The following is a 14,437-nucleotide window of genomic DNA, read 5'->3' as shown; positions in this document are numbered from 1 at the left end:
AGGCGGGTGACAATTATGTTAATGGTAACAGACCTCGAAGGTAACTCAGAGCCATTGGTAGGGTTTAAATCATTTACCCGCAATCGTTTAATAAACGGAGAGAAGACTTTGAGCTTCTCTCTTTTTCCTTGTGAAGAAAATCTATTCTCATTTCCTTTAACTAAAGAGGAAGGGATTATCGAATTTGAGAATGAGGAATACGTAATAAAAATACTTAAAGAACGAAATGCGGGACGTACGTACTTTAAACAAGTGGAAGCTATTCATAAGTTTTATGTCGATTTAATGGGGAAACAGAAATATGAAAAACGATCTGGAAGTATGATGTTTCAATCGGCATTAGATTTTATTTTCGAAGGAACTAAGTATAAAACAGCCGTAGTTGACTCTTTTTACGCAAAAAGCTGGGAAAATTTCGGTGGTGACAATAAATTATCTTTACTCCAAAAAGCGCTAAAACGTTATCAAGCTGAAATGACGATTAGAGGAGACTTAGTTACCTTCCGTAATCGAATAGGCGAGGATACTGAATTCCAGTTCAGATATAACTTCAATATAAAGACATTTGAACGCGTTGTTGATACTACGAATCTTGCAACCTATATTCGAGGTTATGGTAAGGACGGATTAATGCGCGAATACACAAGTCCGAACATGAAGATTTTCGGTAAAATCGATGCGCCATTTGTAGACGACGATCGATATACAACGGCAGAGGGACTGGATGAACGTTTACGTAATGATTTGCAAGATACACCGCTTGTAAGCATTACGATTGATTTCGTTGATTTACGAAAAGCTGGATATCCTTACATTATCCCGAATGAGGGAGATCGAATCTTTCTTATTTACGAACCTATGAATATCGATATTGAAACGCGGATCGTAGCAATTGAAGAGGAATATGATGAAAACTTAGAGCCAATCGCAACGAAAGTAACGTTGTCAAATATGAAACAAGATTTATCGGACGCTATTTCATCGGCGATTGATAAGTCGATGTCAGAAGTTATCGATGATAATGGAAAAGTAAAATACAACGTATTAGACGATGGTGTGAAACGTGCTTCAGCAGCAATTAAATCCGCAGAGACTTCTCTAACTTTCGATAATGGAATCCTTGCTATTGATCCTAAGAATCCTAATAACATAGTGGCGTTTAACAGTGCCGGTATTGGTATTAGTCGTGATGGTGGGCACACATTCAAAGAAGCATTGACATATGAAGGGCTTGTAGCCTCTGTAGGTGTTGTTGGTTTCCTTAGCGCTAATAACATTCGAGCGGGAATCATGAAGGCTATTAATAATCGTTTTGGTATCAATCTTGATGAGTCATCGATTGAATTCTACAGTTTAACCGGATCACCAGCTTCCACTATTTCGCAAGCGATTGGCCCTGATGGTAGAGAAATTACGTATTGGACAATCGAAAGAATTAGAAACCCAAAAGCATCGCTGGCTATTGGAGTTCGTGAATCAAATGGTTCTGTAGGAAATAACATCTTTGTGGATGGTGAATCGGGCAATGTTGCGATAAATGCCCCATTCTTTGAATCTCATGCCTATGGTAAATTCTTTGGATGGTGCGATTTTGCAGGACCAATTAACTTCACTAAATCGTCATATTTCAACTCGCAGCTACAAGGGACATCTTGGACGATTGATAATATTGGAGGACACAACGGTGCGATTTTCGCTCCAAAAACTTCAGGTACAGGAAGTTTAGGAACAACAACTTGGACATGGGCTGAAGTGTGGGCAGCAAAGTGGAATGGAGTAGCTTTTAGCGATTTTACAACTCGCACAGTTTTTGAGGCGCGTGTAAAAGTTGTTGATGCAGCTTTTGATGATGTAAGAAAGACAGCGGATCGTGTGAATGCTGATTCCGTTGCTCGTGATACCAATTTAAGTAACATCCTTGATAGAGTTAACGATGAGTCGATTGCACGAGACAATAGTCTTAGAAGGTCTTTAGATGCATTTGCTGATGAGACGCGCAGCAAAATATCAGCACTAGAATCGAGAATAGCGGCGTTAGAAAGTAAGGTGAAATAATGAGAAATGAGACAATCATAATTGACTTAGCAAATCCGGTACTGACAAAGACGATTTACTCTCGACAAAATGATAAAAGTGGATTAAAAGTAACTGTACACCTCAAAGAATACGGTAAAACCGTTGATTTAACAGGGTATGATGCAAAATATGAAGCAGCAAATCAATCCGGTCATTTTGTTCGTGACGATGCAGTTATTATTGATGCAGTAAAAGGAATATTTGAATATACATTTTCGAAGGAAGCTGTATCTACTCCTAGTGTGTGGGCAGCTTATTTTGCGTTCGAAAAAAGTACAACGGAGCGATTTTCTACACAAGATTTAAAAATTGTACTAGGTCGTGATGTGAAGCAAGGAAATATTGAACTGAATCATTATCTTTCTGATTTTGACAAAGCTCTTGAAGCTGTAGCAGGTTATCGAAAAGAAATAGATTCTACAAATGCAGAGATTACAAAACTAAAGCAATTGATTGCTGCAAATAATGTTCAAGTACCAAAAATCACAACAGATGTGGGTGGTGCGTTACTTTCGGTTAGTGATGCTACCAAAAACATTCTTGATGAAATTGTATCTAGAGGACTAGGAATAAACACAATTTATTGTCATGGCAGCGTACAAGGTAATACACCTAATGCTAAATCCTGGCGAGGTATCTCGTTTATAAATTCCCCAACTTTCGGATTTGTTATTGCGAAAGATTATCAAAACAAATTTTATACAAATTACATCGACAATGGTACTTGGATTGGGTGGGAAGAGCATGTAACGTTAAATGACTTACTTAAAACTCTTAACGGATGGAAATTTACAACTACCGCATTACAACTCAATGGAAGTAATGTTCTGTCAAAGATTGCAACAGGATTTCGTTTTGATAGTAATTTAGAAGTAAACGGCACAGTAAAACAATCGACAGATACTGATTGGGTTAATATCACTCCAATCAACGGCGTAACAAACCAATCTGGTAAAACATCAAAAATAAAGCGCAGTGGAAATACAGTATGCCTCAATATGAATGTAGTAGGTGTGAAAAATAATCACATTATCGCTTCACTTCCAGCAAATTTCCGTCCTGTAAGTGATTTAACATTTTCGGCAACTTATGTGTTAAACAACCTAGATACAAACACAGGGTTTATTACACTTCGAACTGATGGCTCTGTACATTGTGAATGGATTGCAGAAGGGACAAACCCATTAAAAAACTGGTCGTTTACTCTTACGTATATTATTTAAAATAAAAGAATAGGAGAGTTTACATGAAAACAGTATACATGTATGACAAGGAAACGAAAGCTTACACAGGGACAAAACTAGTAATTCCTGAATATAAAACGCTAAATAAATTAGAAAATCGAACACGAACAGTTGATATTCCTCAAATTATAACAATCAAGACTGTGCATACGTTTTTAGATGAAAACAAGGAGTATCAAGAAAAAGAGGTCGATCAAGACATCTTACAATATCAAACGATTGATTTGCATTATCAAGAGGTAATTCCTAATGGTTACACCGAAATTTATAACTATCCAGAATGCTATACGGAAGTTCCTGTTCCAGCTTATTACAAGCCTGTATGGGACGGTGAAAAGTGGATTGAAACCATTACAGAAGAAGAATTAGAAGAAATGAACAAACCGAAACCACAAGAACCTTCAGAAATAGAAAAACTTAAAAAGAAACTGGAACTAACTGAGAAAGCTTTGGACGATTTAATTATGACTAGTGACATGTAACGTCTAATAAAAAGGAGTTGGTGTAAAATGGCTGAGTACATGGCGCAACGAGTGATTGATGGAGTTTTTACGTATATTGTTGTTATTACAAAGCTTAAGATTTATAAAGACAGAATTGATAAATACTTAACCGACAATGGCAGAGCAGATTTAATTACGGATAGCGCACAATAGTGGGCTTTTTATTTTCGAAAGGAGGTAGACGATGTTTATGCCGGAAGAAATCTTTAAATTAGCGTTATCACAAGGACTCTTAGCAGTCCTTTTTGTTTGGCTATTTTTCGATTCACGTAAAGAAAGCAAGGAGCGCGAAGGTAAGTATCAAGCGGTTATCGAGAAGAACCAGGAAGTAATCGAAACGCAAGCACAAGCCTTCGGCACGTTATCGAAAGACGTAACGGAAATTAAACAGATTTTAAATACGAAGGAGGGAACGAAATGAATCGCTTAACTAAACTATTTATCTCGATGACTACCGTAATGGTAGTCTTTTTTTCGTTCATAGGAGGGGCGTTTGCCGATGCGTTAACAATCAACCGTATGTTAATCCCGGACTTACCTAAACAAGCATACCGTTACGGAGTCGGTGCATATGAAGGCGTCGTAGCTCATTCGACCGCCACTCCGGAAGCGCCTGCCATTAACATCAGAAACTATGAAGCTCGTACATGGCATAACGCATTCGTGCATTTCGCAACGGATTGGAACGAGACAATCCAAATAGCCGATACGAAGTATATCGCGTACGGTGCAGGATCAGCGGCAAACAAACGATTTGTCCACGTTGAATTATCTGAGACTAGCAATCCAGCAAAGTTTAAAGCATCCTATGAACGTTATGTTAAATTACTAGCGAAGATTCTGAAAGACAACGACTTAACGGTCGAAAAAGGCCTATGGACTCACGAAGATGTAACGCATAAACTAGGAGGTACCGACCACGAAGACCCACGCGCTTATTTAGCTTCACACGGCGTATCTATCGCACAATTACGCGCTGACGTGAAGCGAGCGTATGATAACGGTGAAGTATCAGTCGTAGCACCGGAAAAACCTACTAAACCAGAGGTCGAATCGCCTAGCGTTTCTGTAACGCCAGTTAACGGAGTTGCATACATCGAAGGAACTAACGTTAACTTACGAAAAGGTCCTGGTACTAATTACGGTGTGATTCGTAAGTTACAACAAGGTGAAGCGTATAAAGTATTCGCTGAGTCTAACGGCTGGTTAAACTTAGGCGGCAACCAATGGGTTAAGTATGATTCGTCTTATATTCGTTATGATAAAGGAAATGTAAACGAGAATACTAACGTAGTAGGTAAACGTGTCGTATCGAAAGTAAACGACCTAAACTACTACACAAAAGCGACTTGGGACAAAGCGTACGTAGCCGGTACAGTTGACGCAGGGCTCGGATTTACTATCGACGCTAAGGTTGACGTAAACAGCTCACCGCAGTATAAAGTGCACAACTCGAAAGGGAATACGTATTACATTACGGCTAGTGGTGCATATGTGAATGTGAAGTAATAACAAATCCGACTCATTTTACGCTGAGTCGGATTTAATAAATACTATACATTAGTTGGAATCAAGGTTTTGTAAGTAATTCTCATACTCTTCTAGCCATACTAACATCAAGTTCTTTAATTCAATTGTTTCAATTTTACAAGTGTACTCTTCATCTTCCACATAACGATGTGTAATCATAGTGAAATCCGGTCTAACTTCCAAATCGCAAGAGTTGCCACCGAAATTTGCACAATCAATTTCTTTATTCAAAACTTTATCAAGTTCTTCTATCCACTCTATACCATGAACATCAGATCGTAAAAACTCACCAACTAAAGCGATTTCTTCAGGTAAGTTAATAAGTAATATATCAAAAGGTCCTTTACTAAATTCATAGCTATATTTCATAGTTATATATCCTCCTATTAATAGATTGGAAATGCTGATATAATCCTACCGGTTGATTTGTCAATAAACATTTGAATTTTCATTCCGTTTGCTGATCTACCGATATATGTATTGGTAGATCCTTTTACAAATTGAGCGTTTTGATAAGCTTCATTAATACAATTCAAAACTTGTGTTCTATCCCATGCATCTGGGAAAAATGTGGAAGTTGGTCTTTTTACCACTCCATTCACTGCAACTTTTGCTTCATATACGCCGTATTTATTAGGTTGTTTAGTGATCCTTAAAATTTCTCCTTCGCCCATCATACTAACATGATGATAACCACCAGCGTCCCCGTCTTTATTTAAATTCCCATGGAAGATATGTTCAAGGGTGCGATTGTTTTTATAAATAGAATTAGGGTGAGATTTATACGGATTAAAGAATAATAAAGTATCTTCAGCTTGTTTAAAATCAGGTGTATCCAATCCAAATCGCAAACCACCTCCACCAGCAATAGCAAAGTTGTCTCCTTTGTTAAATAACTGTGGAAGTTCCGTCATTCCTTGTGACATTTTTGCTCCTTTTGCTACCTTAACAACTTTACTTACTCCTTTATCTCCCAGGACACCGAAAGCTAATTGAGTCAATCCGTATGTAAAGAATTTTGTACGGCTTTCTGCATCGCCGTTGACAACATCTTTATCCCAAGATTCAGAGACTGCCTGCCCCATCCCTTTTAGTGTGTCGATAGGATGTAAAAGAGAATTGCCGAGGTTTTCCCATGTTTCTGCATCACCTAAAGATTTAAAACCGTCTACTGTATCGGTTACAGCTTCACCAGCACCAGACCAACCTCCATCTACTATTTTCTCAAATATAGATTTTTCTTGCTTCACTGGATCGTTAGCATTTGAAAGTGGACCGCACGTCGCACCTTCTTCAATATTATCATCGGAAACCTTTCCGTCAACTAGATTTCCGTCATATGAAGTATCTGCGGTACGGAATTTCTCAGCGATTTGTTTTAATTCTTCTTCCACATTTGCGATGCCATTTATAAAGGTAAATGCTTTCGGCTTTGCATCATTGAACATTTGAACGAAATGTTGACTAGAAGCGCCCGCCCATTGATAGCACAGATGGTCAATTTGATCGCATAATTTTTTATGTGTTAATTCTAACGCATGTCTTGTGCTATAAGCTCGTTTTGCGACTCCTTCTAGCATTTCAGGTGTAACCTTAATTTGAACCATATATTTCCTCCTTCCCCAATTGAAATTATGAACCGAAAGGATAAATATGTAAATACTTAAATAAAGAAAAAATATATCATTTAAGATAATGTTTATAAAATTATATTTAAGTTTCACACGTCCTTTACACTACGTTAATATCTACTTGTTAAAATTTTACATGAGGTACAACGATAAAATAACGTAAAGGGGGAGGTCTTAATAATGACGCAAACACATTCGAACTTATACGAAGTAACAGTGAACGGTTCGCAGGAGCTAATGTGGTACAACGTAGAGGTAAAACGAGGCAGACATACATATGAATTCGAAATCTACCGAGCTAGTGATACGATTTCGGTGTTTTACGTAGATCAATCCGGAAGGCAACTGACGATAGCTAGTACGGAGGAAATGGCCGCGATGTTGCTTTACGAGGAAGACAAGCTACGGTATCGAAATATCGTAGGGGATGCGGAGTGGATGTTGTTAGACGGGATGGATTCTCAGCGTGGGATGTCGAGAGAAGAAGAGTTAGCGTTTCTTTATTTGAAGGCGAATGTGCTGGACGAGATGGCTGCGGAGTTGGAAGGATAATTACGGATGAGAAAACCGCCTATTACGGGCGGTCTTTTTTTTCTTTATTTATTGTTGTATGCGGGATGCTCCCAATAATCTTTAACGACATTAGGTATATTTTTGTAGTCGAAGTTATCGAAATTAATCTTATCTAAGTTCTCTCGATCTATGTTCATTTTCATAACTGGGTCAGTTATCTTATTTCCATATGTATCCGTTAATTCAGCTTTCCATACAAAGATAACTTTTTGAATCTCTTTTTCCTTCGATAATTTCTTTAGTATATTCGTAGTATCATTCCATGTAAGAACTTTATCATTAGCATTTTTTAAATTAAGCAATACGACTTTATTGTTTGGTTCTGGTAAGTCGTAGTTTGTATTTATCTCAACTGATTCTATGTCGCTTTTACCGATAGTCTTTTTAACAATCTTTTCGATACCTTCCTTAAACTTCTTATCTTTATTTTCTTCGTCTTTCTTAGCTTTCTCTTGGTCTTTCTGTTCTTTTTCAGCTTTATCCTTCGCGTCTTTTTCTTCCTTTTCTTGTTGCTTACGTTGTTTCTCCGCTTCTTTATCGGTTTGCTTTTGCGCTTTTTCTTCTTCTTTCTGTACCTTCGCTTGTGATGCGGCTTCTTTATCTTGTGGAGTACATCCAGTAGCAAGTGCGAGTGACACCCCGATGATAACTAATCCGAGTCCGCTCAACCATTTCTTTCTCATTTAGCTCACTCCCGTTTTTGTATTCTAATACAAGTATATCAAACTAAACGGTAAATTTCTCCAATAAAAAAGGACGCTTACTCAGCGTCCTCCACAACGAATAAATCTTCGATTTTTAATTCTAATGCATTACTAACGCGGATCAGTGTTTCGATTTCATATCGAGATTGGCGACTAAAACGACTAATCGTAGCTTCTGTCGTACCAGCCATCTCTGCTAAATCCTTTTGACGTAAGTTACGTTCCGCTAAAATCTCCGATAAACGTGGTGTCACCTTCATAGTAGTACCTCCGTCCTAATTATCCTTAGTTACATCTTACAGTTTCGTAATTATTTCGTCAATAACTATTGACTTGCGAATTACACAAGTGTAATATGGAATCATTAATAACGAATTACACATACGTAATAAGTAATGTGAAAGGGGTAATTGAGTGTGGATAAACTTAACGAGTATTTCGGGCTCGAGTCACTGGCGGATTGTGTTTGGTATTATGGTGTATTTATTATCGGATCATTACTATTTTTAATCGATATGTTCATCGCTTATATTTTATAAACTCATGGCGTTAACTACGTGAATTCACGTATAGATAGATAGTTAGCGCTTATATTTTGAAACGGAGGGAAACGTAAATGTCTAAGGCAAAAGTAGAAGTGTTAAGCGCAGCAAATTACGCACAGTATAAAACGTTACAATCATTCTCTACTATCGAAGCGCTGAACGAATCTGTACGTGCTTTTTTGTACAAGCATAAACACGAATTAGCGGAGTCTGCAGTTAACGTATTAAAGGTACTAGCGCGTCACTCATGTAAAATTGTTGGAGTATCATTCTTAAAAGTCGATACGATTGCCAAATCATTAACGATCAGCACTCGTACAGTTCGTCGTGCATTAAAAGTATTATCAGAAGAGTACGGAGTGATTGAACGTAAGGAAACAATTCGCACAGAAGGTAAATTACGTGGAGGAAACGGACACAATGTTTACGTTATAAAAACGGTTGTCACTCCGGATGTCCTACCGGAATTGTCACCGCGGGGAAACGATGAAAACGTAGAAGAGCCAACGGTTGCAGCGTCGAAATCAGAAGGGGAAACTAAGTCCTCTGAATCTAGCACTCTAGAAGAATTAAAAAACAAAACAAACGTAAATAATACGTCAGCAGAGGAATTATTATATAACGATAAAGTTAACGAGGGAAAAGAAACTAAAGAAATCACACTAGACGATCTAGACGAAACATTTACACCGGAAGTAGTACCAACTGAATTTAAAAACGCTGTGTTACCATTCTTTGGCTCAGCGAATAAGATTTACGAATTATACAAACGAGTAGAAGTTGCATACAAACGAAGTAAATTACAGAAATCAATTCTAAGCGTAATTCCTGAGGCAATTCGTTCATTTAAAGAGACTATATTTGCGGAGAAGTCCAATCGTATTAAGACGTCATTTAACGGTTATTTCTATAGAATATTAGAGGCGAAATTCACGGAAGAAAGACGGAAGGAATATTTAGAGGAGAACAACGGAATATATTTCGATTGGTTAGCAATGGAATAGGTAGCATGGTGACTTCGGTGACCAAAATAAAAAGCGCAGGAAGCCCTACGCGATAAGGTTGGAAACAGATATCATACGTCTTGTGATTAAAATCTATTAGTTAATATTACGATTAATTAGTCAGTCACTATCTTGGTCACGCCCCTACCAAAATACCGCCTTCATTCGCCTAGCAAACACTTAATCTCCAATACGTCTTTATATGAAAAGTATAAAGAGCAAGGGTTTGAAATCTTAGGTTTCCCATGCAATCAATTTGGAGGACAAGAACCAGGCACAGAAGAAGAGATTACAAGTTTCTGTGAATTAAATTACGGTGTGTCCTTTCCAATGTTCGCTAAAGTTGATGTAAAAGGTGATAGCGCGCATCCATTATATACATATATGATGGAGCAGGCACCGGGCATACTTGGCATGAAGGTGGTAAAGTGGAACTTTACGAAGTTTTTAATAGGACGAGACGGAAAAGTGATAGATCGTTTTGCACCGCAGACGAAGCCGGAAGAGTTGGGGAAGGAGATTGAAAGGGTGTTGTAAAAAAGAAGCTCGAATATGAGCTTCTTTTTATATATATTTTACATGCAACACCATCGCCGTCTCTGTCTAATTTACTGCTTGTATGTTGAAAGAAATACAGAGTGTTAAAGACGAGGATTTTTTAATTAATTTTTATGAAACTTGTTTAGGGCTAGAGAAGCAGCAGGATTTTAAAATTCCTTGTATTAAGGAGTACTTCCAAGCGCGTTTTGATTGGCTTGGAAGAGGCTTCGATGATCCTATGAAGAGAAAAAGAATCCTATATTTCAAGGAATCTTTTTGGTGATTTACTCTAACAATTGTGGTCATACTCATGATAATATTCATCACAAGAATCATTTCGATCATTACAGCAAATGCAGAAAGTTTTTTTGATAAAAACACTAAAAAACCCAGGATTAGGGCTAGCTGTTGAGGCAGTTAGGCTTTCGAAATCTTCTACTTGAAAAATCCTTGTAACTCCAGTAGGAATGGTTGCAGTAATTGGTCTGTTAGTTCTTCTTGATTGAATAGTTACAGTTATAGGAAGCTCTTTTAAAGGAACTGTTAACTGAAGTAAGGTTTTATTATGATTATCAGTAAAATCTTCGAAAATAGTTTGAGGAGCTCCGGGTAATATAGTAATGGTTAAGGGAATATTTCCAGATAGATTTTCTCCCACACCGGCAATTGTATGAGTTTCAACAAAACATTTACTTTTTTTTCGATTTGAATACGAGTGGTGCTGATTTTTATAATACTTCTTATCATGGGAATAAAAAGAATCCGCCATCGGTATGTCACTCTCCTTATTTTTAATGGTCTATATTATACTATTTGAGAAGTAGAAATTGTGTTTGGACAAAATGCAAAAAACTTTACGGATTTAATTTTTTTCTAAAAGGTTAGTTACAGAAGAATGCGAGAAAGTATTTAGAGAGATAAATTGAACAAAAATACTGTTTAGTAGAAAAGGAAAATGATATGAGATATTCGATGGTGTTTATTGATTTCAAAAATAGAGCACATAAGATGGAACTCGTAACAAATGACATAATGAAAATTTTAAACCAACTTGTTGATGGGGATCATCCGTATGGTCATGGAAAAGCCGAAGTCATTTCCTCAGGAATTGTAGTATTTATTTTAAATTTATAGGGCATTATAATTCTTACAAAATTTTGTCCTTATTGATGATAACATATAGTAGGGTATCGATTGGTAATTCAAACCTTGTGAATTTTGTCTCTTTTGAGTGTTCCTCTAATATTGCATCAATAATTATTGCTTGCTTTCCTTCTTTTTTTATTAAATATTGATTTCCATCAAGTATGACTCCATTATATTTGTCACCATGATACAAATCCTCTTTTAGTTTTTCATTTTCTTTCCCAATTTCACATTTAAAAAATGTAATAGTATCTTCTAACGTATCTTCCTCAATTTCTGATATCAAAAAATCTTTTAATTTGCTTTTAGAAAATTCTCCATTCTTTTCTAAAAAGGCTTGTTTATTAAACTCTTTTTTCAAATTCATCATTCCTTATTTTACAGGATAAGTAGTCCATATATTTTTTAATTCATCATAAACTATTTTTTCTTTTGTTCCTACGAATAGTTGTGCAACAGCCAATATAGTAGGACCAGTTGCGCTTCCATACCATTTAGCTCCTCTATACAAGTCACCATTGGGAACTTCTGTGAATTAAATTACGGTGTGTCCTTTCTGATGTTTGCGAAAATTGATGTAAGGTGTGATAGCGCGCAACAAATCAGGCACCGGGCATACTTGGCATGAAGGCGGTAAAGTGGAACTTTACGAAATTTTTAATAGGACGCGACGGAAAAGTGATAGATCGTTTTGCGCCGCAGACGAAGCAGGAAGAGTTGGGGAAGGAGATTGAAAAAATATTGTAAACTAATATTTTCTAGGAAGAGCATGGAAGGTTTTGTTCGAAAGTAGAATGCAAAACGAAGGATTTCATGTTGTAGAAAAAAATGTACCTATAACAAAGCAGAATTTAGGTTCAAATTAGTAAATAAGTAGTATGTTTTGTTTTCTATCTCTCTAGAAAGGAATATTTGAAATAAAAGAAAAACGTTGGATGGCAGATAGGAATGATGCTGTCATCCAACGTTTTTTATATGGAGAAAACTCATTGCAACCATGCAACGAATTGTTGTTAAGCTTGAAAGCAGTTAGGGCAGATTCGAAAATATACGTCTCAAATTTTTGGAATAGGAATTTCAAGATTTAAAATTCAATAATCCAAGGTCTATTTTTTCGATTTTACATAACCAGCTGCCTTGGCATCAGTTTCTGAACAGAACCAAACTATATTATCTTTTGTAGAATCGTAATATTGCCCGCCGGGAACATGATACTTTTTAGAATTAGCATTTCCTTTAATTTGTCCTTTACAAGAAGTGTTTGTTTCTTTATCATCACTAGGATTATTCTGGAAAGGTTGTCCATTAGCCCCCCCTTGATTGCTAGTAGGTGCGGACGCTACAGTACTTTTCTTTTGTGAAGCTTGCTCAGCAGCTTGACGTTGTTGTTCTTCCTTCTGTTTGCGAGCCTGTTCTTCAACCTGACGCTTTTGCTCTTCTTCTTGTTTGCGAGCCTGTTCTTCAACCTGACGCTTTTGCTCTTCTTCTTGTTTGCGAGCCTGTTCTTCAGCCTGACGTTTTTGCTCTTCTTGTTGTTTTTGAGCTTGTTCTTCAGCTTGACGCTTTTGCTCTTCTTGTTGTTTTTGAGCTTGTTCTTCAGCTTGACGCTTTTGCTCTTCTTCTAGTTTTTGAGTTTTTTCGTCTGCTTCTTTCTTTGCTAATTCTTTTTTCTTGTCTACATCTTTTTTATCTTCTTGTTCAGTTGCAAGTTTTTTATCTTTTACTGAGACTTTTTCAGTAGAAGGGGTTGCGATAGTAGCTAATACAACAAAAGCCATAAGCAACCCACCTGTAATTAAAAATTGTTTTTTTGCCATGCCAGTTTTTTTAATAATAGATAAAATTGCTAGAACGAGGAAAAAGAAAAATAGGATTAAACATAAATTAGCGAAAAAGCCAATAACTGGGTGATTCGTTTGTGTGGTGATTGTTGCTGATACTAAAAGTGAAATAATCAAACAAATAACTGCCGGTCTACCATATTTCATTGCTTTCCCATTTTTCTTAAAAAGTGAAATGATACATAAGATTAGTAGAATAAGAGTCACTAAAAATAAAATCGCACTAATATTACTCCAAAAAGCCATTTTAATACCTCCATTTGTAAGATTTACTCTGTTGATTATATAGGAATATATTAGAAATTACATGCTTTCGATATAAAATAATAAAATTGTCTTTCTTTAGTAAATTCCAAACTCTTTACCGTATATAAAGAAAAGAAGATGTAAATTTTATCGAAATCATAGATTGATAGTTACGTGTCTGAAAGGAGGGGGCTAATGGGCTTGCAATTGTCGGTGACTTGCATTTTATAAGAAAACGGAGCTTTGTTTTTAGTAGCAAAAGTAGGTGATGTTATCACGTTAAAAATATCAATTACAGCAAACTTAGCAGCTTTATTTTTAGCATTAGGAGTTTCAAGATGCGAGTAATATTGTAGTCTATCTACTGGAAAACGGTAATTTTATTATGTAAACAAAAGTGACTTTCGTGAAAATTACAATCTTAAGCTCATGGAAAGAGATTCAGCATTTCTTTCGTTATAAATTAAAAAAGCCAATGCTCCCATATGATAGGTGAAGTGACCCCTAAAAGTTAAACACGGTTATTTCATTAGGCAGCTTGATAAAAGTGAGTCCGGTATTGTACCGGGCTCATTTTTAATTTTGCCTTTATCCGTTTGGTATTATAATAATCTATATATTTTTCTAATTCTATTTTGAAATGCTCTACACTTTCAAACTCTTTTATGTAGAGAAATTCAGACTTCATGATTCCAAAGAAATTCTCCATTACTGCGTTGTCGTAACAGTTGCCTTTACGAGACATACTTTGTACGATACCTCTTTCTTGTAATGCGTGACGGTACTGTTTCATTTGATAATGCCAACCTTGATCTGAATGCATCAATAGTTGGTGACTTTCAGGTAAACACTCT

Annotated in this window: 19 protein-coding genes and 4 pseudogenes; 13 read left to right on the top strand and 10 right to left on the bottom strand. The window is 36.5% G+C overall.

The window, feature by feature from the left end; all coding sequences use genetic code 11:
- Positions 1-15 precede the first annotated feature (15 nt).
- Genes M014_RS0118160 through M014_RS0118135 form a run of 6 tightly spaced genes read left to right on the top strand, consistent with a single transcriptional unit; the run spans position 16 to position 5,332 of the window.
- Positions 16-2,055: a phage tail protein gene (locus M014_RS0118160; protein WP_035415365.1), complete on the top strand. Its 2,040-nt coding sequence runs from the start codon at positions 16-18 to the stop codon at positions 2,053-2,055.
- On the top strand, positions 2,055-3,299 hold the full coding sequence (locus M014_RS0118155) for a BppU family phage baseplate upper protein (RefSeq protein WP_035415362.1): 1,245 nt from the start codon (positions 2,055-2,057) through the stop codon (positions 3,297-3,299). The genes M014_RS0118160 and M014_RS0118155 overlap by 1 nt, the downstream gene beginning before the upstream one ends.
- A 23-nt stretch (positions 3,300-3,322) precedes the next feature.
- Positions 3,323-3,802: a hypothetical protein gene (locus tag M014_RS27600; protein ID WP_051588595.1), complete on the top strand. Its 480-nt coding sequence runs from the start codon at positions 3,323-3,325 to the stop codon at positions 3,800-3,802.
- A gap of 27 nt (positions 3,803-3,829) precedes the next feature.
- Positions 3,830-3,976: a hypothetical protein gene (locus M014_RS29720; protein ID WP_176547447.1), complete on the top strand. Its 147-nt coding sequence runs from the start codon at positions 3,830-3,832 to the stop codon at positions 3,974-3,976.
- Between the two features lie 37 nt (positions 3,977-4,013).
- Complete coding sequence (locus M014_RS0118140) at positions 4,014-4,244, top strand: BhlA/UviB family holin-like peptide (RefSeq protein WP_442852742.1); 231 nt, start codon at positions 4,014-4,016, stop codon at positions 4,242-4,244.
- Entirely contained in the window at positions 4,241-5,332 is a 1,092-nt protein-coding gene (locus M014_RS0118135) for an N-acetylmuramoyl-L-alanine amidase (RefSeq protein ID WP_026592990.1), read from the top strand. The genes M014_RS0118140 and M014_RS0118135 overlap by 4 nt, the downstream gene beginning before the upstream one ends.
- Before the next feature lie 51 nt (positions 5,333-5,383).
- On the opposite strand, the gene M014_RS0118130 is transcribed toward M014_RS0118135, so the two are convergent.
- Together M014_RS0118130 and M014_RS0118125 are read right to left on the bottom strand one after the other, a co-directional pair.
- The gene (locus M014_RS0118130; RefSeq protein ID WP_026592989.1) at positions 5,384-5,722 is read right to left on the bottom strand and encodes a hypothetical protein; all 339 of its coding nucleotides are present in this window, start codon (positions 5,720-5,722) and stop codon (positions 5,384-5,386) included.
- 17 nt (positions 5,723-5,739) lie between these two features.
- Complete coding sequence (locus tag M014_RS0118125) at positions 5,740-6,960, bottom strand: WXG100 family type VII secretion target (protein WP_026592988.1); 1,221 nt, start codon at positions 6,958-6,960, stop codon at positions 5,740-5,742.
- Positions 6,961-7,164: 204 nt separating this feature from the next.
- Between M014_RS0118125 and M014_RS0118120 the strand changes: the two genes are divergently transcribed.
- On the top strand, positions 7,165-7,536 hold the full coding sequence (locus M014_RS0118120) for a hypothetical protein (protein ID WP_026592987.1): 372 nt from the start codon (positions 7,165-7,167) through the stop codon (positions 7,534-7,536).
- 44 nt (positions 7,537-7,580) lie between these two features.
- Here M014_RS0118120 and M014_RS0118115 read toward each other — a convergent pair whose 3' ends face one another.
- Both M014_RS0118115 and M014_RS0118110 read right to left on the bottom strand, forming a co-directional pair.
- Positions 7,581-8,240: a hypothetical protein gene (locus M014_RS0118115; protein ID WP_026592986.1), complete on the bottom strand. Its 660-nt coding sequence runs from the start codon at positions 8,238-8,240 to the stop codon at positions 7,581-7,583.
- A 77-nt stretch (positions 8,241-8,317) separates the two neighbouring features.
- Positions 8,318-8,521 carry a helix-turn-helix domain-containing protein gene (locus tag M014_RS0118110; RefSeq protein WP_026592985.1) on the bottom strand — a complete coding sequence of 68 codons (204 nt, stop codon included), beginning with the start codon at positions 8,519-8,521 and terminating at the stop codon, positions 8,318-8,320.
- Positions 8,522-8,677: 156 nt separating this feature from the next.
- Here M014_RS0118110 and M014_RS29325 point away from each other — a divergent pair, with 156 nt between their 5' ends.
- The 3 genes from M014_RS29325 (at position 8,678) to M014_RS27150 (ending at position 10,347) form a co-directional block, all read left to right on the top strand.
- Positions 8,678-8,800, top strand: a complete 123-nt coding sequence (locus M014_RS29325; RefSeq protein WP_155924343.1) for a DUF3961 domain-containing protein — start codon at positions 8,678-8,680, stop codon at positions 8,798-8,800.
- 77 nt (positions 8,801-8,877) lie between these two features.
- The gene (locus M014_RS0118100; RefSeq protein WP_231503962.1) at positions 8,878-9,810 is read left to right on the top strand and encodes a helix-turn-helix domain-containing protein; all 933 of its coding nucleotides are present in this window, start codon (positions 8,878-8,880) and stop codon (positions 9,808-9,810) included.
- Between the two features lie 132 nt (positions 9,811-9,942).
- On the top strand, positions 9,943-10,347 hold the full coding sequence (locus M014_RS27150) for a glutathione peroxidase (RefSeq protein WP_269321446.1): 405 nt from the start codon (positions 9,943-9,945) through the stop codon (positions 10,345-10,347).
- On the opposite strand, the gene M014_RS30690 is transcribed toward M014_RS27150, so the two are convergent.
- Entirely contained in the window at positions 10,247-10,465 is a 219-nt protein-coding gene (locus tag M014_RS30690; protein WP_155924346.1) for an excalibur calcium-binding domain-containing protein, read from the bottom strand. The genes M014_RS27150 and M014_RS30690 overlap by 101 nt on opposite strands.
- Between M014_RS30690 and M014_RS30200 the strand changes: the two are divergent.
- Positions 10,427-10,600 (top strand): annotated as a pseudogene (locus tag M014_RS30200) (DnaD domain-containing protein); the annotation flags it as partial. The gene M014_RS30690 and the pseudogene M014_RS30200 overlap by 39 nt on opposite strands.
- A gap of 39 nt (positions 10,601-10,639) precedes the next feature.
- Here the strand turns inward: M014_RS30200 and M014_RS0118090 are convergent.
- Positions 10,640-11,119 carry a hypothetical protein gene (locus tag M014_RS0118090; protein WP_026592983.1) on the bottom strand — a complete coding sequence of 160 codons (480 nt, stop codon included), beginning with the start codon at positions 11,117-11,119 and terminating at the stop codon, positions 10,640-10,642.
- Between the two features lie 263 nt (positions 11,120-11,382).
- On the opposite strand from M014_RS0118090, the pseudogene M014_RS29315 reads away from it, so the two are divergent.
- Positions 11,383-11,481, top strand: a pseudogene (locus M014_RS29315) (cation-efflux pump); the annotation flags it as partial.
- Between the two features lie 16 nt (positions 11,482-11,497).
- Here M014_RS29315 and M014_RS0118080 read toward each other — a convergent pair.
- The gene (locus tag M014_RS0118080) at positions 11,498-11,857 is read right to left on the bottom strand and encodes a hypothetical protein (protein ID WP_026592982.1); all 360 of its coding nucleotides are present in this window, start codon (positions 11,855-11,857) and stop codon (positions 11,498-11,500) included.
- 69 nt (positions 11,858-11,926) lie between these two features.
- Positions 11,927-12,025, bottom strand: a pseudogene (locus M014_RS30685) (RNase A-like domain-containing protein); the annotation flags it as partial.
- Here M014_RS30685 and M014_RS28605 point away from each other — a divergent pair.
- A pseudogene (locus M014_RS28605) lies at positions 12,005-12,243 on the top strand (glutathione peroxidase); the annotation flags it as partial. The pseudogenes M014_RS30685 and M014_RS28605 sit on opposite strands and share 21 nt — an antisense overlap.
- A 359-nt stretch (positions 12,244-12,602) precedes the next feature.
- On the opposite strand, the gene M014_RS0118075 reads toward M014_RS28605, so the two are convergent.
- Together M014_RS0118075 and M014_RS0118070 are read right to left on the bottom strand one after the other, a co-directional pair.
- Positions 12,603-13,583: a sunset domain-containing protein gene (locus tag M014_RS0118075; RefSeq protein WP_026592981.1), complete on the bottom strand. Its 981-nt coding sequence runs from the start codon at positions 13,581-13,583 to the stop codon at positions 12,603-12,605.
- A 529-nt stretch (positions 13,584-14,112) separates the two neighbouring features.
- Positions 14,113-14,437, bottom strand: a 325-nt coding sequence (locus tag M014_RS0118070; RefSeq protein ID WP_026592621.1) for an IS3 family transposase, incomplete at its 5' end; no start/stop codon positions are given.

This window comes from Bacillus sp. UNC437CL72CviS29 (assembly GCF_000482345.1).
Taxonomy (GTDB): Bacteria; Bacillota; Bacilli; order Bacillales; family Bacillaceae_G; genus Bacillus_A; species Bacillus_A arachidis.
This window is presented reverse-complemented; position numbering and strand designations above follow the sequence as displayed.

Coding starts and splice junctions, on each gene's coding strand:
- M014_RS29720 (WP_176547447.1), top strand. CDS start 3,830: ATGGCTGAGTACATGGCGCAACGAGTGATTGATGGAGTTTTTACGTAT.
- M014_RS0118075 (WP_026592981.1), bottom strand. CDS start 13,583: ATGGCTTTTTGGAGTAATATTAGTGCGATTTTATTTTTAGTGACTCTT.
- M014_RS0118115 (WP_026592986.1), bottom strand. CDS start 8,240: ATGAGAAAGAAATGGTTGAGCGGACTCGGATTAGTTATCATCGGGGTG.
- M014_RS0118110 (WP_026592985.1), bottom strand. CDS start 8,521: ATGAAGGTGACACCACGTTTATCGGAGATTTTAGCGGAACGTAACTTA.
- M014_RS0118100 (WP_231503962.1), top strand. CDS start 8,878: ATGTCTAAGGCAAAAGTAGAAGTGTTAAGCGCAGCAAATTACGCACAG.
- M014_RS0118155 (WP_035415362.1), top strand. CDS start 2,055: ATGAGAAATGAGACAATCATAATTGACTTAGCAAATCCGGTACTGACA.
- M014_RS0118090 (WP_026592983.1), bottom strand. CDS start 11,119: ATGGCGGATTCTTTTTATTCCCATGATAAGAAGTATTATAAAAATCAG.
- M014_RS0118160 (WP_035415365.1), top strand. CDS start 16: ATGTTAATGGTAACAGACCTCGAAGGTAACTCAGAGCCATTGGTAGGG.
- M014_RS0118125 (WP_026592988.1), bottom strand. CDS start 6,960: ATGGTTCAAATTAAGGTTACACCTGAAATGCTAGAAGGAGTCGCAAAA.
- M014_RS27600 (WP_051588595.1), top strand. CDS start 3,323: ATGAAAACAGTATACATGTATGACAAGGAAACGAAAGCTTACACAGGG.
- M014_RS0118130 (WP_026592989.1), bottom strand. CDS start 5,722: ATGAAATATAGCTATGAATTTAGTAAAGGACCTTTTGATATATTACTT.
- M014_RS0118140 (WP_442852742.1), top strand. CDS start 4,014: ATGCCGGAAGAAATCTTTAAATTAGCGTTATCACAAGGACTCTTAGCA.
- M014_RS0118120 (WP_026592987.1), top strand. CDS start 7,165: ATGACGCAAACACATTCGAACTTATACGAAGTAACAGTGAACGGTTCG.
- M014_RS0118135 (WP_026592990.1), top strand. CDS start 4,241: ATGAATCGCTTAACTAAACTATTTATCTCGATGACTACCGTAATGGTA.